Here is a 22,138-nt window from a genome sequence, read left to right on the forward strand (position 1 = left end):
GGGCGATGGTGTACGACCGCCCTAGGCCGCGATGAACTCGTTCCAGCGAGTGACCATGTAGCGGTCTTCGTCCATCACCGAGTTCCAGCAGGCAACATGGCCCATGCGCTCGAGGAAGGAGCCGCCATCGCGCACGGCGCCGGCCTTCTCCATCACCGCGCCATCGGGCGACAGGATGTCTCCGACGGCTGCCTTGCCCTCGATCCAGAAGCCCCATTCGTCTTCCGACATATACTCCTTGGCGGTGTCCATGGCCGCCGAGTAGTAGCCCTGGCGGTTGAGATAGCCGCCGACCCAGCCGGAGGTGTACCAGTTGATGTACTCGTAGGCCGCGTCGAGCTGGGCGCCCGAGAGATGCGCGGCAAGGCCGAGACCACCGCCCCACGAGCGGTAGCCTTCCTTGAGCGGCTGATACTTGCAGGCGATGCCCTTGGAGCGCACGGCGGCGACGGCCGGCGACCACATCGACTGGATCACCACTTCGCCCGAGGCCATCAGGTTGACGCTCTCGTCGAAGCTCTTCCAGAAGGCGCGGAACTGGCCGTCCTGCTTGGCCTTGATCAGGAAATCGATGGTCGCATCGATCTCCGCCTTGGTCATGTTGCCCTTGTCGGCATATTTGATGTTGCCCATCGCTTCCATGATCATGGCCGCGTCCATGATGCCGATCGACGGGATGTTGAGGATCGAGGTCTTGCCCTTGAAGGCCGGGTCCATGATATCGGCCCAGGTGGTGATCTCGCGGCCGACGAGGTCGGGGCGGATGCCCAGCGTGTCGGCGTTGTAGATGGTCGGGACCATGGTGAAGTAGCCGGTTTCGCCCTTGGCGAATTCCTTGGAATCCGGCGCATCGACATAGCCGACGGTGTGCGGCGCGGTGCCCTGGGCGATGACGCTGTCGGGGGTCAGCTTGCCGGTTTTGAACAGCGGCACGATCTTGTCGTAGTACTTGAGCTTGGTCACATCCATCGGCTGGATCACGCCGGTCGGATAGACCTTCTTCAAAATCCAGTACTCGATGTCGGCGATGTCGTAGCTGTCAGGCTGGGTGACGGCGCGCTGCGCGGCGGCGTCGGAATCGGTCGCCGTCATTTCAAGCGTGATGCCGAGATCGGCTTTGCACTTTTCGGCAATGGCATTGAGGTTCGAGACGCCCGTGCCGAACTGGCGCAGCGTGATCGGGTTTTGCGCCCAGACGGTGGGGAAACCACCGAGGGCCCCGGAGCCCGCGGCAGCGCCGGCCAGCGCGGCGGCTCCCTTGAGCATGCTGCGGCGGGAAATCATGGCCGCTTTGGCCGTCTTGCTGGATTCACTCATAGCCTAAAACCCCTGTTTCTGATGGCTTACGAATTGGGGCGGCCCAGGATGATCGCATCCTCGGCATCCCAATGCAGTGGCACCGCGTCACCGACTGCGACCGGCTTCGAAAAGAAGCTCTTGTCGTCGACGATGGCGGTGAAATCCTCGATCCCGGCCCCATCGACCGAGAGCTTCACCGAAGCGCCGCGATACTCGATGTTCGAGACGATGCCGGTGAACCCCAGCCCCGCGGCCTTCGGCGGCCCCAGCCGCACATGGTCGGTGCGGATGCCCGCATCGACCGGCGCGCCGGGTTCCAGCGGCGCGCCCGAGGCGGCAAAACTGCTGCCGCCGGGGACCTGGAAGGTGACGACGCCGTCGGCTGCCGATTTGGCGCTACCGGTGACGACGTTGTGGTCGCCCATGAAGCGAGCGACGAAGGCCGTGGCGGGCCGTTCGAACACCTGGCGAGGCGTCGCCGCCTGCTCGATCCGGCCATTGTTCATCACCACGATCAGGTCGGCGAGCGCCATCGCCTCCTCCTGGCTGTGGGTGACGTGGACGAACGTGATGCCGAGCCGCGTCTGCAGCTTCTTCAACTCGGCGCGCATGCGGATCTTGAGGAACGGGTCGAGCGCCGAGAGCGGCTCGTCGAGCAACAGCGCTTCGGGATCGGTGATGAGCGCGCGGGCCAGTGCCACCCGCTGCTGCTGGCCGCCTGAGAGCTGGGCGGGCCGCCGCGTGGCGTAGGCCTCCATCTGCATCAGTTTGAGCATTTCGAGCGCCTTGACCTGGCGCGGCGCTTTCTCGATGCCTTTCATCTTGAGGCTGAAGGCGACGTTGTCGATGAGGTCCAGATGCGGGAACAGCGCGTAGGACTGAAACATCATCGCCGTGCCGCGCTTGGCCGGCGGCAGATCGGTGACATTGGTGGACGAGAGGATGATGTCGCCGTCGCTCGCGTCCTCGTGCCCCGCCACCATGCGGAGGGTCGAGGTCTTGCCGCAGCCCGATGGCCCGAGCAGGCAGCAATAGGTGCCGGCGGGCACTTTGAGATCGATTGAGTCTACCGCAAGCGCATCGCCGTAGCGCTTCGTCAGCTTCACAACTTCCAGGTCGCCCTGCGCCATGCACCGCCCCGTTGGCCACCTCTTGGCCGTCGGTTAGTGAACTGCAAGACCCGTGCCAGCGGCCGGCGCGACGTCGTTTTCGTCGTATCTCTTTGAATCCGCGAATAAGTTCCAACGTCGAATGATCGCACACTCGTGCTGCATGAATCACACGCAATGCCTAATGCTTGAGCATGTGAACGCAATGTGGGCAGATTTTGTATACGAAACCCCCGTAGCGATGTGTTCAGTTCTGGGCTAGATTCGGATTGGGTTTTGGGAGTTCGGCATGTCAGCAGGCGACGAGATCGATGAGCCGGAGGGGCGCCCCGCGGTGCGACGCTCAGGCGTCTATCTCGGGCTGCGCAACGCCATCCTCGGCCATGGCATCGACCCAGGCACCAAGCTGCCTGAAGACGAACTGGGCGCCATCTACTCAGTAAGCCGGACCGTGGTGCGGGCGGCTCTGCAGGCGCTGGCGCATGACCGACTGGTGCGGCTCGAGCCCAATCGCGGCGCCTTCGTCGCCAAGCCGACGCGGATGGAAGCCCGCGAAGTGTTCGAGGCGCGGGCGCTGGTCGAGCCCAAGGTCGCGGCCCTGGCGGCGGGCATCGCGACGCATGCCGACGTCGAGCGGCTGCACCGGCACCTCGACGAAGAACACAAGGCGGTGCATGCCGGCAAGGATGGCGAGGCGGTGATGCTGTCGGCGCAGTTCCACGTCGCCATCGCCGAAATCGCCGGCCAGTCGATCTTCACCGAAATGGTGCGCGACCTCTGCTCACGCTCGTCGCTGATTATCTCGCTCTACTGGCGGCGACGCGACACGACCTGCGAAAGCCACGCCCACCATGCGCTGGTCGACGCCATCGCCAAGCGCAGCGCGCTCGACGCGTCGGAACTGATGACCAGCCACCTGGTAGACCTGCTCTCCGGCCTAGACCTTTCCGAGCGCGAGAGCTCGGGCAAGAAGCTGATGGAGATTCTAGCAGGGCGCCCGCCAGCAAGAGAATCCTGACCTCGCGGTGACAGCAGCCTCTCTAGTTCGGGCTATTGCTCACCGTGACCGGCTGTTTCGCCCTGCCTCCGCACACCTAACCCGCCACCCCTTGCGCACTTCCATACGGGGACGCGCAGTAGCAAGCCGAGTTTGGCGGCTGCGGTGGCGAAAGCCAGCACCAGAAATTGGGGGTGAAGCATACGCTTCCCGGGTAGTGAGGGGGCACCTGGGCACGTGCCGACGCCGAGGCGCCGATGATTGCCAATGCGACCAGGGCACCAAGGCCAAATCCTAGGAGCTTCCTCATAGCTCGCCTCCAGAATGGGTTTCGGCGACGGGGCACGCGTCCGTGATCGCCGTCTTCAAGTTGGCTATCTGCACGTTAGGGTCGGGCACTCGGTGGAGTTGCGCGCCCATCGGCTTTGCCGCGTGGCCCTTCTCCACATAGTCGAGCAGGAGCTGCGCCATGTCGCACCGGCGATTGTCGAGCATGACCACGGTCAGCATGCGATCCTTCTCCAGCCAGAAGTCGGTTTCGTTGCGGAGAATGTTGTCGAAGAAGCGTTTGTCGAGGTTTGCCTTATTCTCCCTGGCGAAGGCGGTCCTGATGCGATTGGACATCTCTCCATCGAGGCGAAGTGGTGCGTGCTCTTCGACGGTCTGAGCATTCAGGCTGTTGAATACGATGTCGAACAGATCGCCCACCGTTCGCTTGGCGCGGTCGCCTGTGGGGCGGGTCTTTAGCCAGAACGCGGAAATCTGGCCAAGCAGGAGGACTTGCGACAGCCGTTGACGTGGTCCCATCGCCTCGATGTCCCGCAACTCTCGCTCGCCCGTACCAGGGATCAACAGCACCGGTACTTCATACTCCCGCGGGTCGTACATCGCGCGCACCCTGAAACTGAGGGTGCTCTCGGATGCGGGAATGTCGACAGTGAGGGTCCCTTCCTTCACACGCATAGGGACCTTGACGAGGAAGGTGGGTTCGGCGACCCACTCGGTCATCGGGAACGGCATGGTGGCCTTCCAGCCCCACCGCCCGGCGCTCAGTTCCTCCCTGGGCAGGTCGTGCCCAACGCTTCCCGGCTCCATGAAAAGCGTAACAACTACGGGCTTTTGCGCGTTCAGCCCGGTCTCGTCGATAAGCGTGATGGTGATCGCCCGATCCGGGTCTTCCTGCGCGAACGCAACATCGGCAACGAGGAGGAATGATGCGACCAGCAACATGAATCTCAACATGATGCTATCCATTCGGAGCGTTGGGGGCAGGGGCAGCGTTGTCGTTCGCGTCGTCAGCCGGCGGCGGATCCTCTTTCTGCTGCTGGGCCGCTACATCGGCGGCCGGCGGGGTCGGAGCCTTGTCACCCCGGCGGCGCAGCATCAGATTGGCGTTGGTCTGCGCATCGTTGAACTTGATGCCGATGAGTGCGGCAAAGACAAAGGCGGCGAAGTTCCGCACGCTGCTGGAGAACGACTCGAGGACCTTGATTGCGTTGTCTACGTCGACGATGCCCTGGGCGTTCAGCTCTTCCCGAAGGCCTTCCGTATTCGGAACCGCGCCGTTCATCCCGAGGAACACGCTCATGTTCAAGTATAGGAAGTAGACGACACAGGATGCTGCCAGAACGATCAGCAACTGGGTGTTGCTCGCCTTGGCAGGTGCGGTGGCCGCGATGATGCCGCCAAGGACAGCCGGCACGAGCTCACCGATCAGCGGAATCTCGGGCAACACAAACGGCGCCGTAAGAACGATCTGCCGCATGAAATAGCCGGCGATCGACTCGCGTCCCATCTCGAACGCCACGACGATCGCGACATAGAGCACAGCCAGCACCACAAAGACGCCGTAGAACATGTAGCGCCGAACTGTCTCCTGGATCGGGGTGAAGACGTTTGTCGGCGCAGCAGGCGCGACCGCCGCCGCCTGTAGCGTAGGAGCAGGTGCTGCGGCGTTCGCTGGGGCGGGTTCCTGTGCCATCGCCTAAGCCGCCTTCAACCAGTCGCCGTGAACCCATCCCGTGAAGTCGGCCTGCCCGGCAGCATTGGGAACAGAGACGAAGCGCCACTTTCCCTCCGCCTCGTGCACCGTGACTTTGGTTCCGTCGGGTAGCGGTTTTTCCCGAACGAGAGGGTGTTCAGAGCCTGGTCCGCTGCGGATATTCAGTCCTGTTGGCGACCTGACCACCAAAGTTCCATCACCGGTGCCGTCCCGTCCAAGTACTCTCGATCGGAACGAGGCCATGTTCCACGCCGGGCCGGGATCTGACTTGCGGCCAGGTGAGATATCATCGTGACCAACGATCTCATCGATCTTGTAAGCGCTGCAGATTGCTCTTGCTGCGCTGATCGTTGTTTCGATCTGGGCTTCGGTGAATATCTCCCAACCGCAGTCAGGCGTGCCGAACTTATGCCTTGCAGCAATTCCCTTGCTTTGATCAACAGGTGAGCCAGTCCACGAAATCCAGCCCGCGCTGCCCTGCTGCAATGGCCCCCAGTTCTCGATCTCAATGCCGATCGCGTGCTTATTCAGGCCGGTATAGAGCTGGCCGTCACTTGCATGCCATCGACTGTCGCCTGCGTGCCATGCAACGACGTTGAAGGGAACGCACTGGCTGATCGTCCCGTCTCTGCGCACGACCAGATGTGCTGACACTTTGTGAGAAGCGTCGGCGAAGTACTTGGCAACGTTAGAGTTTGGCCCGCTAGCGGTATAGTGGATGACTAGGAATTTCGGTGTGAACTTACCGCCAACGTTTGGTGATTGCACAAACTCGACCGGGTCAGGGCCAATCGCAAGTCTATGACCAGTAACAACAAATTCCATCTGGCGCCCCCAAAGGCCTCACGCCGATTGTGTATTCGTGTGTATGGAATAGAGTGGTAGTGATTGTTATCGCTGTCGGCAAAAGGAGTCAAATACTTAGATTATGACTCGCATGTAGACTCAGCAACTGTCCATCTGGGGCAGCTATCCTCTGGGGTAGCGATCTGAGAACGGGCGTGTCTACATCGCGCTGGCGATTACTGGTGTTGTTGCAGCATGTTAGGATGCGGGCGGCAGCGACAACTACGTCGTGCCGGTCCATCGTTCGACATCAACGGCGCGCGGCCAGGAAGGCGGCAGCGACCATGCGGCTCAATCGAGCTTGCAGTGGGATTTCAGGCTGAACTCAGTCCAACTGCCGGACACGCAGCGCCAGATATGGCCGGCTCGGCAATTCGATGCCGAATGCCGCGTCCGGCTTGCCGCCGCGCACCACGTCGCCGTGTCGCGTCGGATGCGGGATCAGGGCTGGGATGCGCGTCGCCGGCTCCACCGTCATGTTCCACGTGTCGATCACGTCGACCTCGTAGTTCCCGTCCTCCTTGGGCAGCCCCGTCGTCCACTGGTTGGGCTGGTGCTCGCCGAAATAGATGTAGCTGACCTTGCCGTCGCGAGCGCCGGAGATGCGGCTCCATGGCCATGACGCGTTGTGCCCCATCGGCGTCAGCCCGCCCCTCACGTCCTCCTCGATGATGGCGCGTAGGAACCCGATGCGCTTCCAGGCCTCGCCGTGGAGCTTGCCGCCCTTGGCCCACCAGATCAGGTCTTCGGGGTCGGCATAGGTTTCGCCATGCCCGGCATAGCCGCCGCGCATCACCGTGGTCCAGAACCGGTGCGTCAGCTCCTGGGCCGTGATGTTGCCCCAGCTCGGCCAGATATTGCCCTCGTATTCCGGCTCGTCGTTGACCACCGGCTTGCCATAGGCCTCGCGCCACTCGGGCGTGCGCTTCACGTCCCAGTGCTGGATGCAGACATGGCTGATCCAGGCCTTGCGATGATCAAAGTTCATCGACTGGTCGCCGTTGTGGATCGACTTCAGGTGCCCGTACGGGTCGTTCTCCTCGAGGATGTGGAAGTAGCGGTCCCACTGCGCGACGGGTTTGGAGTCGAGCAGGAAATCGTACTCGTTGGCCAGCGACCACCAGACGTTGGAATAAGCCGCAAGCCGCGCCGCGAGATAGGCGACGTAACGGAAATCCTGCTCCGCCGACATGTTCGAATAGTTCCACCGGTCATAGGGGTGGAAGATGATGATATCCGCCTCGATGCCGAGCTCGCGCAGCTGGCCGATCTGCTGCTCGAAATGCTGGAACGCCTTGGGGTTGGGCCGGTCGAAATCCAGCTTGCCGTCGGCATTGGGCAGGTAGACGTCCATCAGCGGCTCGTTGGTGTTGAACGGATAGTCCTTGGGGAACACCCCCATCCGCAGCTTGTTGAACCGCGCCGCCTTGAGCGTCTCGAGCGTTTCCGCCTGCATGGCGAGCGGCTGGTGCGTCCAGGCGTAACAGGTCGTCCCGAACGGGAAATACGGCGTGCCGTCGGCATGGGCGAAGTGGAACCTGTTTGCTACCGCCACCGGCCCGTGCATGCCCGGCCGCGCTGCCGTCGCCGTGAACGAGTCGGTCCTGCCGTCGAGCGCCGCCGTCTTGCTGCGCGTGCGAAATGTCCACTCGCCCTCGGTGTCCGGCATGAAGCGGACGCGATAGGTGCCGTCCCCATCGTAGAACCCGGGCACCCGCACTTCGCGCGAGTGCTGCGAGAACACGGCGTCGAAGCTCACCTCGACATAGGGGTTGCCCGAGGACGGGCCGGTGAAGCTCGCTTCGAAGATGTCGTACTTGGCGGTCATGGTCTTGTCCTCAGTCGATCCGCTTGAACAGCAGCGCCAGATAGGGTCTTGGGGCGAAATGCAGCACGTCACCGCGCACGACGCTCTCTGCCAGCGGCGTCTCGGTCATTTCCCAGGTGTCGATCAGCGTGGCGCTGTAGCGCTCGTCGGGCGGCACGGCGACCGTCGCCTCGCTCGGCTGGTTCTCGCCCATGTAGCTCAGGTAGTAGCGGTGCGGCTGCCCGGCCGTCGGCCACCAGGCCATCGCCGGCGCCCAGCCCTCCTCGCCCGCCGGCGGCACGAACAGCTGCTGCAGCACGACATTGTCGAGGCCGCCCTGCATCGCGATGCGATAGGCGCCGGTCGACTTGATCGGGTCCAGCCCTTCCTCTGGCCCCGCCTCCATGATGCGGCGGAGGAAGGCGATGCGCGGGATGCTCTCGCCGATCAGCTTGCCGCCCTTGGCCCACCAGATCGTGTCGGTCGCGCTGCCGAAGGTCTCGCCATGGGTGACGTAGCCGCCATTGACGACGCCGTCCCAGAACCGGCGCACCATCTTCTGGCCCGAGATGTTGCCCCAGAGCTCGGCGATCGTCCCCTCATAGCAGCACTCGTCGATCGACACGGGCTTTCCGTACTTCTCGCGCCACACCGCCGACATGTTGGCGGTCGAGCGCTGGATCGACGCGTGCGTGATCCGGGGATGGTTGTGGTCGTAGAACCTAAAGCAGTTGTGGACGCTCAACAGGTGCCCATGCGGATCGTTGTCCGACACCACATGGATGAAGCGATCCCAGTCCTGCGGGGTCTTCTGCGGCATCAGGTCGTATTCGTTGGCCATCGACCACCAGACGTTGGGGAACGCCGCGAGACGGGCGGTGAGATAGCGCAGGTAGGCGTCATCCTGCGCCGGGCTCATGCGCGAAAAGCCCCAGCGGTCATACGGGTGGAAGATGATCAGGTCTGCCTCGACGCCGATCTCGGCCAGCTGGCTGATGCGCTGTTCGAGGTGCCGGAAGTACTCGGGCTCGAACTGCTCGAAGTCGAACTTCCAGCCGTACTTGTCGGCTCCGGCAAAGCTGCCGTCCCACTTGCTTTTGCCCGTCTCCAACAGCTCGAACGGATACCGCTCCGGCTCGTTCTCGTTGTAGCGGTAGTGCTTGGGAAACACGCACATGCGGATCTTGGTGAAGGGCGCCTCAGCGAGCGTTCTAAGCGTCTCTTCCTCGAGCGCGTCGCCTTGCAGGTTCCACACATAGGCTGTGGTGCCGATATTGATGTAGCGGGTGCCGTCGGCGTAGCGGAAATGGTGGCGGTTGGCGACGCGGACCGGACCGTGATGGTTCGGCTTCGCTTCGCCGACTTCGAACACGCCGCTGACGTCATCGAGCGCCGGAGCATTGCTCCGCGTCTCGTAGGACCAGGTTCCCGTCGCATCGGGCAGGAAGCGCAGCTTGTAGACCCCGTCACCATCGTAGAAGCCGTTGACCCGCACCTCGCGCTCGCCCTGCCGAAACACCGCTCGCAACTCGACATCGAGGAACGGATTGCCGGCGGAGGGGCCGACGAGACTCAGCTCGTACGTGGCCCACAGCGACGCGGCGCCGCTGGCTTTGGCGGTATTGGTCATCTGCAAAATCCTGTCGGTAGCAATGTAAGGTGCAGCCGCCTATCGGCGACCGCCGGAAATGTCAGGCCGCCGCCCGGCGCGGGCGCCAGCGGCTCTTGGTCGTCGGGATCGAGCTCAGCAGCAGCTTGGTGTAATCGTGCTGCGGGTCGCCCATCACCTGTCGCGCCTCGCCGAACTCCACCACCACACCCTTGTTCATCACCGCCACGTAGTCCGAGATGTAATAGGCGGTGGCGAGGTCGTGGGTGATGTAGAGGAAGCTCCGTCCCGCCTCGTCGCGCAGCTTCTTGAACAGGTTGATGATGATCATGCGCCGCGAGGCGTCGATCATCGACACCGGCTCGTCGGCGACGATCAGCTTGGGGTGCGGAATGAGCGCCCGCGCCACCGAGATGCGCTGCAGCTCGCCGCCCGAGAACTGGTTGGTATATTTGCCGCGCACCTCCCCGTACTTGAGACCCACGCTCAAAAGGGCATCGGCCACCGCCGCCTCGGCCTGGTCGCCGTCCATGCCGGCAACGCGCCGCGCCGTTTCATGGAGATAGGCATCGACCGGACGATAGCGGCTGAAGGCCTCGAACGGGTTCTGGAAGATGGGCTGCACCAGCCCGAGGAACTCGTGCTTACTGAGCGCCGCGCCTTTGCCGGTCACGACGGTGTCGTAGACGATGGCCCTGCCTGAGGTCGGCGTTTCCAAACGCAGCAGGGTCTTCGCCAGGGTGGTCTTGCCGCTGCCGGACTCGCCGACCACGGCAATCACCACCGGCTTGTCGCCTTCCACGGTGATGTTGACGTCGTTGAGCGCCTTCACCTGCCGCGAGCGCACCAACCCGCCCTGCCGGTAGACCTTGTTGAGCCCCTCGGTCTTCAGGATGATCGTCATGCCGCGACCTCCACGCTCTGGCTGGGTCGCGCCACGAAATGGCCGGGCTTGACCTCGATCAGCTCCGGCTCGACCCGATAGGCCCGGTCGCCGCCGGCGCCGGCAGCACTCGCCAGCACGCCGCGCATGCTGTCGTCGCCAATGGCCGGCAAGGAGTCGATCAGCATCCTGGTGTAGGCATGCTGGGGGTCGGCAAAGACGCTTTCGGTATCGCCGTACTCGACGACGCGGCCCGCATACATGATCAGCATCTTGTGGGTGACCTGGTAGTGCACGCCCATGTCGTGCGAGACGACGAGGATGGTGTTGCCCATCTGCTCCTGCACATCCATCAACAGCGTCAGGATCTCCTTCTGCACCACCACGTCGAGCGCGGTGGTCGGCTCGTCGGCGATGATCAACTCAGGCTGGAAGAAGGTGGCGAGCGCAATCATCACGCGCTGCCGCATGCCGCCGGAGAGCTGGTGCGGATAGGACTCCATCGCCTCCGGCGGCAGTCCGAGCTTGCCGATATAGGCCCGCGCCCGTTCGAGGACGCGCTTCTTGTTGCTATCGGTGCCGGGGAAATCGATGAACTGGTCGCGGATGCGGATGACCGGGTTCAGCGAGTTCATCGAGCTCTGCGGAATGTAGGAGATGGATTTGAACCACTCCTTGCGGATGTTCTCGGTCGTCACCGGCAGCCCATTGCTGCCCTTGAGCCCGTACTCGATACTGCCGCCCGAGAGAGACATGGGCGATTGGATGTCACCATAGATCGCCTTCATCAGGGTGGACTTGCCGCATCCCGATTCCCCGGCGATCCCGACGATGCAGCCGTCGGGGATGGTCAGGGTCACGCCGTTGACGGCCTCGATGACCCGATTGCCGATGCGATAGCTGATACGGAGATCGTTGAGCCGGATCATGCGACACCCCGCTTGCTGGCGAATGCGGCATTGAAGCCGGTGGAGGCGAGGAACAGCCCCAAAAAGAGCAGGATCGATGCGATGATCGGCGCCACCAGCCAGGGATAGTTGCCGGTGAACAGCGCGTTGTAGTTGAGCGCCCAGAAGATGATCGAGCCGAGCGTCGGCACCTCGACCTTCGACAGTCCGATCACCGCCAGCGTCGCCTCGGTGTTCACCGCGAACAGGATGGTGTTGATGAACCCCACCACCATGTAGGCCGAGACGTACGGGAATATCTCGCGCACGATGATGTTGAACGTGTTGGCGCCCGAGAACCGCGCCATGTTGATGAACTCGCGTTCTCGCAGCGACAGCGCCATCGAGCGGATGGTACGCGCACCCCAGGCCCAGCCGAAGACGACGATGATCAGGCCGACGGTCAGGAACGAGCTGTTGCCGCGGATCACCGCGCCGAGGATGATCAGGATCGGCAGCAGCGGAATAGTGATGAAGCTGTCGACAACCAGCATCACTACGCGCTCGTAGTTGCCGCCGATATAGCCGGCGCTGAGCCCCACCGCGGTCGAGATGACGGTCACCCCGATCCCCACCAGCACGCCGAGGATCAGCGAATTGCGGATGGCGAAGACGAGGAACCAGAAGATGTCCTGGCCCAGCGCGTTGGTGCCGAGCAGGTGCTCCGCCGACATCGGCATGTTCTTCAAATACGTCGCCTGAAGCGACGGATCGACCGGGCAGAAGAACGGCAGGATGAAGCTGCCGAGGACGAAGATCGTGATCAGGCCGAGCCCGATCGCGAGACGCGCATTCAGCAGCCAGAGCCAGCTTTCGCCACGCCGGGCGCCGGCGCGCGCCGGGGTCCGTTCGACGACGGCAGCGGGATCGATGAGGTTATCGGTGCTGCTCATTTGTGGCGGATCCGCGGGTCGAGGAGGGGATAGATGAGGTCGATGATCAGCCCCGCCGTGGCGACGGCGATGATCGAGATGGCGATGGCGCCGTAGAGCACGTTGTAGTCGCCGCCGCTCGCCGCCGTGCGCATGATCAGCCCGACGCCGGGGTAGGAGAACAGCATCTCCGTCAGCAGCGCGCCGTTGAACACGGTGCCGAGCGACAGCGCGAGCGCCGTCACCTGCGGCAGCATGGCGTTGCGGAATACGTAGCGCACCATGCGCGTCCAGTTCGAGGCGCCCTTCAGCCGCGCATAGGTGACGTAGGGCTCTTCGGTGGTGGCCACCGCCAGCGCCTTCATCGACAGGATGTTCCAGCCGAACCCGGCCAGCACCAGCGTCAGCGCCGGCAGCAGCGAGTTGTAGATGACCATCCCAACCTTGACCGGCGTCATCTGCCCGACCGGAAAGGTCGGCGAGAGCGGGAAGATCGGGAAGATGTAGGCGAGCAGCAGGATCACGCTGACCGCGAGGATGTAGTACGGGATCGGGTAGAGCAGGATGCCGACCACCTCGAGGATGGTCGCCGCCTTCTTGGTGTGGAAGTAGCCGGCGACCAGCCCCACCATGTTGCCGAGCAGCCAGGCGATGAAGGTCGAGATCAGCAGCAGCCCCAGCGTCCAGGGCAGCGCGTTGAAGATCATCTGCGAGACGGGCTGCGGGTAGTAGGTGAAGCTCGGCCCGAAATCGAAGTGCAGCACCACACGCTCGAGGTAGCTGAGGTACTGGCTGAACAGGTCGCCCTTCAGCCCGTAGAGCTGCTCGAGATTGGTGCGCAGCATGATGATATCGTCGGCGGTGAGCGCGCCGCTGGCCCGCGCCTGGATCTGGCCGATATAGCCGTCGATCGGGTTGGCCGGCATCAATCGCGGCAAAAGGAAAGTAATCGTCAGTCCGATGAACAGGACCGCGATGTAGAGGCCGACGCGCTTGGCCACATACTGGATAACGCCCATTCGGCCACCCAACTTTCCACTGCTTGACCTGGAAGAGTGCTGGACTCGCACCGGTCTTTTGCATCGATTTTCAGCGCAGCAAGCGCAAACAAACGAAAGGGGATGGGGCGGCCGGGAGGTTGCCGCCCCACCATCGACCGGCGACTACTTGCCGGTCGGTTCGATGTTGACGATCGTCTTCTTGAACGAGGACCACCAAGTATAGGGCGCGGCGTAGAAGTTCGCCTGCTTGGGGTAGTTCTTCCAGTAGGTCGAGTTGGTCGGGATCGTCGTCGGGATGTTCATCAGGTTGATGAACTGCATCCCGCTGGTCAGCTTCTCGGCAATCGAGCGGCCGTTCGCGACGAACGGCTCCGAGCCGATCTCCAGCACCTTGCTGTCCTGCACGAGCTTGAAAATCTCCGGGTCGGTGACGCGGACGTAGTTGCCCTGCAGTGGCTCATTGGAGTCGGCCGGCTTGACGAAGGTGTCGCTGAACGAGTTCCAGCTGTTGAACCAGTTGGAGTTGTAGGTGCAGGTCATGTTCCAGTTGACCATCAGGTCGAGCTTGGCATTGGTGTTCTGCACCGTGGTGAACTCGCCATTGTCGGCCTGGCGTGCCGTGACGTTGAACCCGGCCTTCTTCCAGCTGTCGGCGATCGAGAAGCCGGTGCGCTGCATCACCTTGTTCCAGTCCGCCGGGATGACGAAGTCGAGCGTCCACGGCGAACCGTCAGGCTTGGTGTAGAAGCCGTCGGCGCCCTTCTTGATCCCGACCGAACCCAGCAGCTTCTCGGCTTCCGCCGGGTCGTATTTCCACCAGCCCTGGCCGAAGCCCTGCTTGACCGCATCGCCGGTCGGCAGCTCGGCCTCGGGCGTGCCCTGCGCCTTGAGCGCCGCCACCATGCCGTCGCCGAAGCCCGCGTCGAACGGCTTGTAGCCATCCGAAAGCGTCAGCCCGTTGAGGAAGTCCAGCATCGGCTGGTAGTAGACGGGGTCGGTGATCGGCGTGTCGGCGAACGGCAGGGCCGCGGCCTTGAACTGCCCGCTCACCGCGCTGATGCCCACCTGCTGCAGGTTGACCGTCAGCGCCAGTGCCCAGCGCACTTCCGGCAGGTCGTACGGCGACTTCTGCTGGTTGAAGTAGACGCCGTAGGCACAGGCGTCGTTCATGTCGTGGTAGGGCAGCGTCGGCGAGAACGTCTCGATGGCCGGGTTGCGCGCCTTGGCGGCAGCAATCGAGTCCGGGCTCATGAACGTGTCGACGTCGTACTGGTTCTGGACGAATGCCAGCGTGCGCGTCTCTTCGGCGCCGAAGTCTTTGTAGAGCACGTATTTCGGCTTCGGCGTGCCCAGGTTCCCCCAGCCCGAACGCTGCCAGTCGTCACGCAGCTCCCACAGCTGCCAGAAGCCGTTGGGGTCGAACTCCTTGATCTTGTAGGGGCCAAGCGTCACGGCGTTGGTGTTCTTGAAGGTGACGACATTGTCGCCCTGCGCTTCGAAGATGTGCTTGGGAACGGGCACGAACAGGGAGCCCCAGGTGTAGACGCCCAGCACCGTCTGGAAATCGTAGGCGGGGCTCACCGTCTCGATGTCCATCGTGTAGTTGTCGACCTTGGTCCAGCTCGCCGGCTTTACGTAGTTCACCGTGCGGGCGACGAAGGTCAGTTTGTCCTTGTATTTGAAGGACGTATCGAGCGTGTAGATCAGGTCATCGACGGTGAACTCGACGCCGTCGCTCCAGAACACGCCGGGGCGGATCTTGATGCGGAACTTGGTGTGCTCGGGGTTGAGCACCTCCACCGGGCCCGCTGCGAGTTCCGGATAGGACTCGCCCTTGGCGGTGTCCATCTCCCACAGGAAGCTCCAGCCCAGCTCGCGGAAGCCGCGCCAGATCGCATACTGGTTCAGCGGGTTCTGCGCATCCGGATTGGCGGATTTGCCGTCGAAGGTCTGCACGATCAGCGTCTCGTTGCGGGGCGTGCCCACATCGGTCATTTCCTGCGCGTGGCTGGCGCCTGCCAGCAGCAGGCCCGCAAGCGGGGCCAGCACGTATCGGCCAAGCCGTACCATTGTCCGTGTCCTCCTCATTGTCCCGGAGCACCGCCGGCTTCGGCTCGCACGCCCGGATTGAACCTCTTGATGGTCGCCACCGCACAGCCGCAGCCGATCGGCCAGCTGTCGCCGGCCGGCGGACGCCGCCGAAATCGGAGGGCTCTCCACCCACTCCCCATGCGCAAGAGCGCACATCGCAACCAGACGAGTTTTGTCTGTTTCGCTTTGTTTGCGATTTCTGAGGATTACGGACGTATGCGGCACGAGTCAATGCCGATTTTGGCTCAGTCCGGCTTTCAATTCACCAATGAACGCCGTCGGCGACGACGAGCCGCAGCGCCCGCCACGGCCACTTGCGGGGGTGTTGGAACAGCTAACTATCTGCAGAAAATCGTCTATTTAGCGCGCGATGATCAGTTCGATGCCGCGGCGCTCGAACTCACGGGCGTCTTCGTCGCGGATGCCGTCATCGGTAATAAACGAGTGAATCACGTCCAAAGTGCCAAGACGCGTGAACGAAGTGCGGTTGATCTTGGTCGAATCCGCAACCAGGTAGACGTGCTGAGCTGCCTTGATCATCGCCTGCTTGAGCTGCAGGTCGGCAAAACTGGGATAGGTGAGCCCCGCCTCGAGCGACACCCCGGCGGTGGCAAGGAACAGCTTGCCGGCCAGGATATCGCGGAAGTACTCGACCGACTTGTCGCCGCTCAGCGACAGGGTCGGCGCCTTGAACTGGCCACCAGGCATATGCACCGCAAATCCGGGCACCGCGCCCAGGATCAGCGCGATGTTCAGCGCGTTGGTAATGACGGTCAACTCCTGCCGGTTCAGCAGCCCATGTGCCACCTCGGTCGTCGTCGAGCCAGCATCGAGGATGATCGTCTCGCCATGCCCGACCAGGGCCGCAGCGCGCACCCCGATCTTGCGTTTTTTGTCCATGTTCTCAAGGTGTTGCAGCGACAGTGTCTCGACCTGCCGGGGCAGGGTCTTGAGATACGCGCCGCCGTGCTCGCGCGAGATGTAGCCATCCGCCTCGAGCCGCTCGAGATCCTGCCGGATCGTCGCCTCGCTGACCTCGAAGGCGCCCGACAGGTCGCGCACGCGGGCGCTCCCCTCTTCCTGCAGCCACTCGAGAATCTTGCGCCGCCGCGGCTCTGCCAGTAGCCCGCTGAGCGTACCGCTCGCCTCCGGGGCGCTGCCGCCTTTGCGGTCCGCCCGCCGGATGGATTTCTGCTCGTTCATGCTCAGCGCCTGCAAATGCAATGTGTCTGCTGGGGTGGAAACTACCGTGGCGCCGGACTTTCCCGCAACCGGAACCTCCAGCTTTCCACCTCGAACGGCATCGAGTATATGCCAAACGAAACCATTCGCAAATTTTCGATAGTGACGGGCGACAAACAATCGGTTAGTTGTCGCTTCAAGAGGCAGGAGGAAGCGCCGGCCCGCGTTGAGGAGATAAACGTGACATCCGCCGTGTCTGCCGGTTTGGCAAACGACCCCGTCGCACGCATTGCCGACAAAGCGCTGTGGATTCGCCGGCGCAGTTTCCAAATGGTCTACGAAGCGCAGATGGGGCATCCGGGCGGCGATTTCAGTGCCGCGGATATCCTCGCGACGCTCTATTTCGGCGTCCTGCGCCACGATCCGCGCAACCCGCGCGATCCGGGCCGCGACCGCTTCGTCATGAGCAAGGGCCACTGCACTGGCGCCTTCTACTCCGTGCTCGCCGCGGCGGGCTTTTTCCCCGAGGGCGACCTCTCGACCTACATGAAGCCGCTGTCGAAGCTCAACGGCCACCCCAACCGCAACTACCTGCCGGGGGTCGAAACCAATACCGGCCCACTCGGGCACGGCCTGCCCGTGGCAACCGGCATCGCCATTGCGGGGCAGATCGACGGTGCCGACTTCCGCACGTTCGTCCTCACCGGCGACGGCGAGCTGCAGGAAGGTAGCAACTGGGAGGCCGGCCTGACCGCGGGGCATCGGAAGCTCGAGAACCTCACGCTGATCATCGACCGCAACCGCCTGCAGCAGGGCGCCCGCACCGAGGACACGGCCACGCTCGACCCGCTCGACGACAAGTGGCGCGCCTTCGGCTGGCATGTGGAAGTGGTCGACGGCCACGACCACCGTGCCCTCTACGATACGCTGAGCGCCTCGCCCAAGGGGCGCGGCAAGCCGCTTTGCGTCATCGCCAACACTTTCAAGGGCAAGGGCGTCAGCTTCATGCACGACAACGTCGCCTGGCACCACGGCGTGCCGAACAAGGAACAGTACGAACAAGCCATGCGGGAACTCGCCTGATGAGCGCTGCTGCCCCCATCCCGAGCGGCTGGCACGACTGCCGCGACACCTTTTCGAAGACCGTCGAGGCGTTGGCTGAAGCCGACCCCCGCATCGTCACCGTGGTCAGCGATAGCGTCGGGTCGAGCAAGCTGGTCAATTTCGGCAAGCGCTGGCCCACCCGCATTATCAATGTCGGCATTGCCGAGCAGACCGTGGTCGCGGTCGGCGCCGGCCTCGCCAATGGCGGCAAGATCCCTTTCGTCTCCGCGGCCTCGTGCTTTCTCACGGCCCGCGCCATGGAGCAGATCAAGGCCGACATCGCCTATTCGAACGTCAACGTTAAGCTGATCGGTCAGTCGAGCGGCGTCGCCTATGGCGAGCTCGGCCCGACCCACCATTCCATCGAGGACATGGCCTGGCTGCGGCTGCTCAACAACCTGACGCTGATCGTCCCCTCCGATCCGTGGGAGACCGAGCAGGCGATCCGCGCCGCGGCCTCGCTGGACGGTCCGGTGTTCATCCGTGTCAGCCGCATGCCGGTGCCGGCCCTGCCGCGCCAGAACCCGCATTTCGCGATCGGTAAGGCCGAAGTGCTGCGGGCCGGCGGCGATGTCGCCATCATCGCCAATGGCGTCATGGTGCACCGCGCCCTTGCTGCAGCCGAGGCGCTCGCGGCCGACGGCATCGAAGCCCGGGTGATCAACATGTCGACGGTCAATCCGCTCGATGAGGCAACCATTCTCGATGCGGCGAAGACCGGCGCCATCGTCACGGTCGAGGAACACTCGGTCCGCGGCGGGCTTGGCGGCGCGGTCGCCGAGGTCGTCGCCACCAACCAACCGGTGCCGATGCGCATCCTCGGCTTTCCCGGTTTCGTGCCGACCGGCTCGGCCGACTGGCTGCTCGAGCATTTCAACCTCAATGCCGCCGGCATCGCCGATGCCGCGCGCCAAGTCCTCTCGCGCAACGTGCTGCAGCGCAAATGAGCAACGGCCTGATCCTCGCGATCGATCAGGGCACGACCAACACCAAGGCCCTGGCCTTCGATGCCGAAGGCCGCGTCGTCGCCAGCGCGTCAGTGCCGATGGCGGTGGCCTATCCACAGCCCGGCTGGGCTGAGCAATCTGCCATCGACATCTGGAACAGCGTTCGCGCGGTGATCGCCGAGGTCGTTGCAACGACCGGACCGGAAATGGATGCGCTGGCGCTTTCCAACCAGCGCGAGACCATCGTCGTCTGGGACGCGAGGACGGGCGCGCCGATCGCCCCCGCCATCCTCTGGCAATGCCGGCGTTCGGCGCCGTACTGCGCCACGATACGTGAAGCGGGCCATGCCCGCCTGATCGAGGACCGGACCGGCCTCGGTCTCGATCCGCTGTTCCCGGCCGCCAAGATCGCCTGGATCCTCGACCATGTCCCCGGCGCCCGAGACGCCGCCGAAGCCGGCCAGCTGCGGGCCGGCACCGTCGATTCCTGGCTGCTGTGGAACCTCACCGGCGGCGAGCACGCCACCGACCATTCCAACGCCTCGCGCACGCAGCTGTTCAACACCGAAGCGCTGGCCTGGGACCCAGAACTCGGCCGCATCTTCAACGTCCCGCTGGCGCTGCTGCCAAAGGTCCGCCCATCCGACAGCGCCTTCGGCACTGTGGCGGCCGGCGTCTCGGCCCTCACAGCCGGCACGCCTGTTCATGCCATGGTCGGCGATTCCCACGCCGCGCTTTACGGCCACGGCGTGCGCGAACCAGGCACGGTGAAAGCCACCTACGGCACCGGTTCGTCGCTGATGACGCTCACCACTGGCCGCATCGCCAGCCGCAGCGGCCTCTCCTCGACCATCGCCTGGAGCACCTCGGCCGGCGTTGCCTATGCGCTTGAGGGCAACATCTCGGTATCGGGGCAGGCGGTAGCCTTCATGGGCAGCCTGCTCGGCATTGCCGATCCGGCAGCGGTCGCCGAACTCGCGGCCACGGTGCCCAACAGCAACGGCGTCGTCTTCGTGCCCGCGCTGGTCGGGCTCGGCGCGCCGCACTGGGAGCCGGAGGCGCGTGGCATCGTTTCGGGCCTCGCACTTGGCACAACGCCGGCGCACCTCGCGCGCGCCGCGGTGGAATCGATCGCCTTCCAGGTCGCCGATGTCTTCACTGCCATGGAGACCGATCTCGGCCAGCGGCTGACGCGCCTCTCGGCTGACGGCGGCGCGGCGCGCAACGACATGCTGATGCAGTTCCAGGCCGATCTCATCGATCGCCCGGTTCTGCGCGGCAACCTGCCGGAAGTCAGCGCCGCCGGTGCCGCCATGCTTGCCGCGGCCGGCCTCGGCCGCAACGCGGGGCGCCCGACAACACAGCAGCGCGAGTTCAAGCCGGCCATGTCCGACGCAGATCGGGCCGCGCTGACGGGCGCCTGGCTCGCCGGTGTCGGCCGGGTCCTGCAATCGGACCGTGCCACCGGAAACTGAAATCAAGCGTCGGCTCACATGGACCGGCCAAAGCAAAAGGGAGAAGACCTCATGAGCAAGCTGCGCTTCGGAGCCGGCATCTGGCACTTCGCGACCTATGTCGACCGCTACGCCACCGATGGCTATGGCGTGCCGCGCAGCGTCATCGACGCGATCGATCTCGCCGGCAAGGTGCGCGACCTCAGCGTCGTCGACATCAACTACCCGTTCTTCGGCGGCGAGTTCAGCAACGACCAGGTCAAGGCGGCGCTCGAGCGCAACAAGCTCAGCGTCATCGGCATCACCCCGGAGATCTACACCCGCGAGTTCGCCAAGGGCGCCTTCACCAACCCGGATCCCGGCGTTCGCCAGCGGGCACATGAACTCATCACCGAAGCAGCCCAGGTAGTCCGGGACTTCAAGGCGGATTATGTCAAGCTGTGGCCGGGCCAGGACGGCTGGGACTACCCCTTCCAGGTCGATCATGGCACGCTGTGGAAGAACTCGCTCGATGGCGTCGGCCGGCTAGCCAGCGAGAACCCGGACCTCAAATTCGTCATCGAGTACAAGCCGCGCGAGCCGCGCGTGCACATGAGCTTCGACTCCCTGGCGCGCACCCTGCTCGGCATCGAGAAGATCGGATTGCCGAATGTCGGCATCCTGCTCGATTTCGGCCACGCCATCTTCGGCGGCGAGTCGGCCGCCGACTCGGCGCAGATGGCCATCGACTACGGCCGGCTGTTCGGCATGGACGTGAACGACAATTACCGCTCCTGGGACGATGACCTCGTCGCCGGCAGCCTCCATCCGATCGAGCTGTTCGAGTTCTTCCACGTGCTGCGCAAGAACAAGTGGGATGGCGTCTGGCAGCTCGACCAGTTCCCCTTCCGCGAGGACAGCGTAGCGACCGCCGACCACGCGATCGACTTCCTCAAGGCCGTCGACCGCGGACTTGATGCTCTCGACCTGCCGGCACTGCGCAAGGCCCAGGATAACCACGACGCGATCACCGCGTTGCGCCTGGCACAGAAGGCCCTGTTCGGATCGTTCTGATGCGTCCTTGACGACCGAGTTAGTGGCGCCCCCTATCGTGGGGCGCCATTGACATCAATCAGTGCGGGCCAGCCGGGAGGTCCTGCGTTGTGCCACACGGGCCGCCGTCCATATTGACCGCGATCTCCTGCCTCTCGCCGTCAAAGCTCAGCGCCTCGTAGTAGTGGCTCATCTCCACCGTGCTGGCCGGGATGTAGTGGAAGATGAGCGAGCGACGGAAGCGATCGGTGCTGGTGTTTGGCGTCGACCCGTGGATGACGCTGCCGTTGAAGAACAGCACATCTCCCGCCTTGAGCCGCATCATCCGAGGTTCGAGCCCCGGGGGCGGCTCGACATGCTCGGCCGTGAAGAAAAGCGCGGGGTCGGCTTTTTCGGGGCAGGCGATGTCGAGTGTCGCCGTCTGCGGCACGCACATCATACCGCCATTGCCTTCGTCCGCGTCGTCGACGGCGACCCAGGCGGCCATGCAGGTTCCCGGCTTCACGCGGAGATAGAAGTTGTCCTGGTGCAGATCCTGCCCGCGCGCTCCCGGTGGCTTGAAGTAGAACATCGACTGGCAGGCGAACGGCTCCTCGCCGAACAGCTCCGCGAGGATCGGTCGCAACCGCGCGTCACGCATGTAGCGCGTCGCCAGCGGCCCCACCGGCTTATCCAGATGCTTATGCGGATGCATCATCCGCGGATAGAACGCGAGCGGGTCGGTCGACAGAGGCGGCGCCCCGTCGCGCACCTTCGGCGTATCGGAGAGACCGGCCACCGGCCCGTCCTTGGCGGTCTGCATGAACGTCTCGCGGATTTCGTCGATCTCGCCCGCGCTGAACAGACCGCGCATCGCGAGGAAACCGTCGCGTTCAAACTGGGCGCGTTGAGCGTTCGAAAGCTGCATCGTGTTCATGCTGACCTCTCCCTGATGTGCCAGCAAGGATAGTGCCATC

General features: G+C 63.8%; 19 protein-coding genes. 5 read left to right on the plus strand and 14 right to left on the minus strand.

Annotated elements, in window-relative coordinates:
• Positions 1–21: 21 nt before the first annotated feature.
• Both AC1DV8_RS02145 and AC1DV8_RS02150 read right to left on the minus strand, forming a co-directional pair.
• Entirely contained in the window at positions 22–1,317 is a 1,296-nt protein-coding gene (locus AC1DV8_RS02145) for an ABC transporter substrate-binding protein (protein ID WP_477148142.1), read from the minus strand.
• Positions 1,318–1,343: 26 nt separating this feature from the next.
• Complete coding sequence (locus AC1DV8_RS02150; RefSeq protein WP_477156303.1) at positions 1,344–2,429, minus strand: ABC transporter ATP-binding protein; 1,086 nt, start codon at positions 2,427–2,429, stop codon at positions 1,344–1,346.
• Positions 2,430–2,697: 268 nt separating this feature from the next.
• Between AC1DV8_RS02150 and AC1DV8_RS02155 the strand changes: the two genes are divergently transcribed.
• The gene (locus AC1DV8_RS02155) at positions 2,698–3,426 is read left to right on the plus strand and encodes a GntR family transcriptional regulator (protein WP_477148140.1); all 729 of its coding nucleotides are present in this window, start codon (positions 2,698–2,700) and stop codon (positions 3,424–3,426) included.
• A gap of 285 nt (positions 3,427–3,711) precedes the next feature.
• Here the strand turns inward: AC1DV8_RS02155 and AC1DV8_RS02160 are convergent, their stop codons facing one another.
• From AC1DV8_RS02160 to AC1DV8_RS02210, 11 genes are all read right to left on the minus strand, one after another.
• Positions 3,712–4,647, minus strand: a complete 936-nt coding sequence (locus AC1DV8_RS02160; RefSeq protein WP_477156304.1) for a hypothetical protein — start codon at positions 4,645–4,647, stop codon at positions 3,712–3,714.
• Between the two features lie 4 nt (positions 4,648–4,651).
• The gene (locus AC1DV8_RS02165; RefSeq protein ID WP_477156305.1) at positions 4,652–5,386 is read right to left on the minus strand and encodes a hypothetical protein; all 735 of its coding nucleotides are present in this window, start codon (positions 5,384–5,386) and stop codon (positions 4,652–4,654) included.
• Between the two features lie 3 nt (positions 5,387–5,389).
• Positions 5,390–6,232, minus strand: a complete 843-nt coding sequence (locus AC1DV8_RS02170) for an N-acetylmuramoyl-L-alanine amidase (RefSeq protein WP_477148137.1) — start codon at positions 6,230–6,232, stop codon at positions 5,390–5,392.
• Between the two features lie 346 nt (positions 6,233–6,578).
• Positions 6,579–8,081: a DUF5060 domain-containing protein gene (locus AC1DV8_RS02175; RefSeq protein WP_477156306.1), complete on the minus strand. Its 1,503-nt coding sequence runs from the start codon at positions 8,079–8,081 to the stop codon at positions 6,579–6,581.
• Between the two features lie 10 nt (positions 8,082–8,091).
• Positions 8,092–9,690, minus strand: a complete 1,599-nt coding sequence (locus AC1DV8_RS02180) for a DUF5060 domain-containing protein (protein WP_477156307.1) — start codon at positions 9,688–9,690, stop codon at positions 8,092–8,094.
• Positions 9,691–9,751: 61 nt separating this feature from the next.
• Positions 9,752–10,573, minus strand: a complete 822-nt coding sequence (locus AC1DV8_RS02185) for an ABC transporter ATP-binding protein (RefSeq protein ID WP_477156308.1) — start codon at positions 10,571–10,573, stop codon at positions 9,752–9,754.
• Positions 10,570–11,481, minus strand: a complete 912-nt coding sequence (locus tag AC1DV8_RS02190) for an ABC transporter ATP-binding protein (RefSeq protein WP_477156309.1) — start codon at positions 11,479–11,481, stop codon at positions 10,570–10,572. The genes AC1DV8_RS02185 and AC1DV8_RS02190 overlap by 4 nt, the downstream gene beginning before the upstream one ends.
• Positions 11,478–12,392, minus strand: a complete 915-nt coding sequence (locus tag AC1DV8_RS02195) for an ABC transporter permease (protein WP_477148132.1) — start codon at positions 12,390–12,392, stop codon at positions 11,478–11,480. Before AC1DV8_RS02195 ends, AC1DV8_RS02190 begins: the two co-directional genes overlap by 4 nt.
• Positions 12,389–13,390 (minus strand): ABC transporter permease, encoded by a 1,002-nt coding sequence (locus AC1DV8_RS02200; RefSeq protein ID WP_477148131.1) that lies wholly within the window; start codon positions 13,388–13,390, stop codon positions 12,389–12,391. The genes AC1DV8_RS02195 and AC1DV8_RS02200 overlap by 4 nt, the downstream gene beginning before the upstream one ends.
• A 144-nt stretch (positions 13,391–13,534) precedes the next feature.
• Positions 13,535–15,442 (minus strand): ABC transporter substrate-binding protein, encoded by a 1,908-nt coding sequence (locus AC1DV8_RS02205; protein ID WP_477156310.1) that lies wholly within the window; start codon positions 15,440–15,442, stop codon positions 13,535–13,537.
• Between the two features lie 381 nt (positions 15,443–15,823).
• Positions 15,824–16,666 (minus strand): DeoR/GlpR family DNA-binding transcription regulator, encoded by an 843-nt coding sequence (locus AC1DV8_RS02210; RefSeq protein ID WP_477156311.1) that lies wholly within the window; start codon positions 16,664–16,666, stop codon positions 15,824–15,826.
• Positions 16,667–16,975: 309 nt separating this feature from the next.
• Here AC1DV8_RS02210 and AC1DV8_RS02215 point away from each other — a divergent pair, with 309 nt between their 5' ends.
• From AC1DV8_RS02215 to AC1DV8_RS02230, 4 genes are read left to right on the plus strand one after another with little or no spacing between them, the layout of a single operon-like run.
• A complete protein-coding gene (locus AC1DV8_RS02215; protein ID WP_477156312.1) occupies positions 16,976–17,728 on the plus strand; it encodes a transketolase in 753 nt (250 codons plus the stop codon).
• The gene (locus AC1DV8_RS02220; RefSeq protein ID WP_477156313.1) at positions 17,728–18,696 is read left to right on the plus strand and encodes a transketolase family protein; all 969 of its coding nucleotides are present in this window, start codon (positions 17,728–17,730) and stop codon (positions 18,694–18,696) included. The genes AC1DV8_RS02215 and AC1DV8_RS02220 overlap by 1 nt, the downstream gene beginning before the upstream one ends.
• Positions 18,693–20,171, plus strand: coding sequence for an FGGY family carbohydrate kinase (locus tag AC1DV8_RS02225; protein WP_477156314.1), 1,479 nt, complete (start codon positions 18,693–18,695; stop codon positions 20,169–20,171). Before AC1DV8_RS02220 ends, AC1DV8_RS02225 begins: the two co-directional genes overlap by 4 nt.
• Before the next feature lie 51 nt (positions 20,172–20,222).
• Positions 20,223–21,203, plus strand: a complete 981-nt coding sequence (locus AC1DV8_RS02230) for a TIM barrel protein (RefSeq protein ID WP_477148126.1) — start codon at positions 20,223–20,225, stop codon at positions 21,201–21,203.
• A gap of 58 nt (positions 21,204–21,261) precedes the next feature.
• On the opposite strand, the gene AC1DV8_RS02235 is transcribed toward AC1DV8_RS02230, so the two are convergent.
• Positions 21,262–22,098 (minus strand): phytanoyl-CoA dioxygenase family protein, encoded by an 837-nt coding sequence (locus tag AC1DV8_RS02235; protein WP_477156315.1) that lies wholly within the window; start codon positions 22,096–22,098, stop codon positions 21,262–21,264.
• Positions 22,099–22,138: the final 40 nt, after the last annotated feature.

The sequence above is a fragment of the Devosia sp. P3_B2 genome (assembly GCF_056402875.1).

What these genes read in the sequence shown, in the direction of transcription:
- AC1DV8_RS02150 (WP_477156303.1), bottom strand. Translation starts at nt 2,429, where the DNA reads ATGGCGCAGGGCGACCTGGAAGTTGTGAAGCTGACGAAGCGCTACGGC.
- AC1DV8_RS02160 (WP_477156304.1), bottom strand. Translation starts at nt 4,647, where the DNA reads ATGTTGAGATTCATGTTGCTGGTCGCATCATTCCTCCTCGTTGCCGAT.
- AC1DV8_RS02170 (WP_477148137.1), bottom strand. Translation starts at nt 6,232, where the DNA reads ATGGAATTTGTTGTTACTGGTCATAGACTTGCGATTGGCCCTGACCCG.
- AC1DV8_RS02185 (WP_477156308.1), bottom strand. Translation starts at nt 10,573, where the DNA reads ATGACGATCATCCTGAAGACCGAGGGGCTCAACAAGGTCTACCGGCAG.
- AC1DV8_RS02175 (WP_477156306.1), bottom strand. Translation starts at nt 8,081, where the DNA reads ATGACCGCCAAGTACGACATCTTCGAAGCGAGCTTCACCGGCCCGTCC.
- AC1DV8_RS02190 (WP_477156309.1), bottom strand. Translation starts at nt 11,481, where the DNA reads ATGATCCGGCTCAACGATCTCCGTATCAGCTATCGCATCGGCAATCGG.
- AC1DV8_RS02155 (WP_477148140.1), top strand. Translation starts at nt 2,698, where the DNA reads ATGTCAGCAGGCGACGAGATCGATGAGCCGGAGGGGCGCCCCGCGGTG.
- AC1DV8_RS02180 (WP_477156307.1), bottom strand. Translation starts at nt 9,690, where the DNA reads ATGACCAATACCGCCAAAGCCAGCGGCGCCGCGTCGCTGTGGGCCACG.
- AC1DV8_RS02210 (WP_477156311.1), bottom strand. Translation starts at nt 16,666, where the DNA reads ATGAACGAGCAGAAATCCATCCGGCGGGCGGACCGCAAAGGCGGCAGC.
- AC1DV8_RS02220 (WP_477156313.1), top strand. Translation starts at nt 17,728, where the DNA reads ATGAGCGCTGCTGCCCCCATCCCGAGCGGCTGGCACGACTGCCGCGAC.
- AC1DV8_RS02205 (WP_477156310.1), bottom strand. Translation starts at nt 15,442, where the DNA reads ATGGTACGGCTTGGCCGATACGTGCTGGCCCCGCTTGCGGGCCTGCTG.
- AC1DV8_RS02195 (WP_477148132.1), bottom strand. Translation starts at nt 12,392, where the DNA reads ATGAGCAGCACCGATAACCTCATCGATCCCGCTGCCGTCGTCGAACGG.
- AC1DV8_RS02235 (WP_477156315.1), bottom strand. Translation starts at nt 22,098, where the DNA reads ATGAACACGATGCAGCTTTCGAACGCTCAACGCGCCCAGTTTGAACGC.
- AC1DV8_RS02230 (WP_477148126.1), top strand. Translation starts at nt 20,223, where the DNA reads ATGAGCAAGCTGCGCTTCGGAGCCGGCATCTGGCACTTCGCGACCTAT.
- AC1DV8_RS02225 (WP_477156314.1), top strand. Translation starts at nt 18,693, where the DNA reads ATGAGCAACGGCCTGATCCTCGCGATCGATCAGGGCACGACCAACACC.
- AC1DV8_RS02215 (WP_477156312.1), top strand. Translation starts at nt 16,976, where the DNA reads ATGGTCTACGAAGCGCAGATGGGGCATCCGGGCGGCGATTTCAGTGCC.
- AC1DV8_RS02145 (WP_477148142.1), bottom strand. Translation starts at nt 1,317, where the DNA reads ATGAGTGAATCCAGCAAGACGGCCAAAGCGGCCATGATTTCCCGCCGC.
- AC1DV8_RS02165 (WP_477156305.1), bottom strand. Translation starts at nt 5,386, where the DNA reads ATGGCACAGGAACCCGCCCCAGCGAACGCCGCAGCACCTGCTCCTACG.
- AC1DV8_RS02200 (WP_477148131.1), bottom strand. Translation starts at nt 13,390, where the DNA reads ATGGGCGTTATCCAGTATGTGGCCAAGCGCGTCGGCCTCTACATCGCG.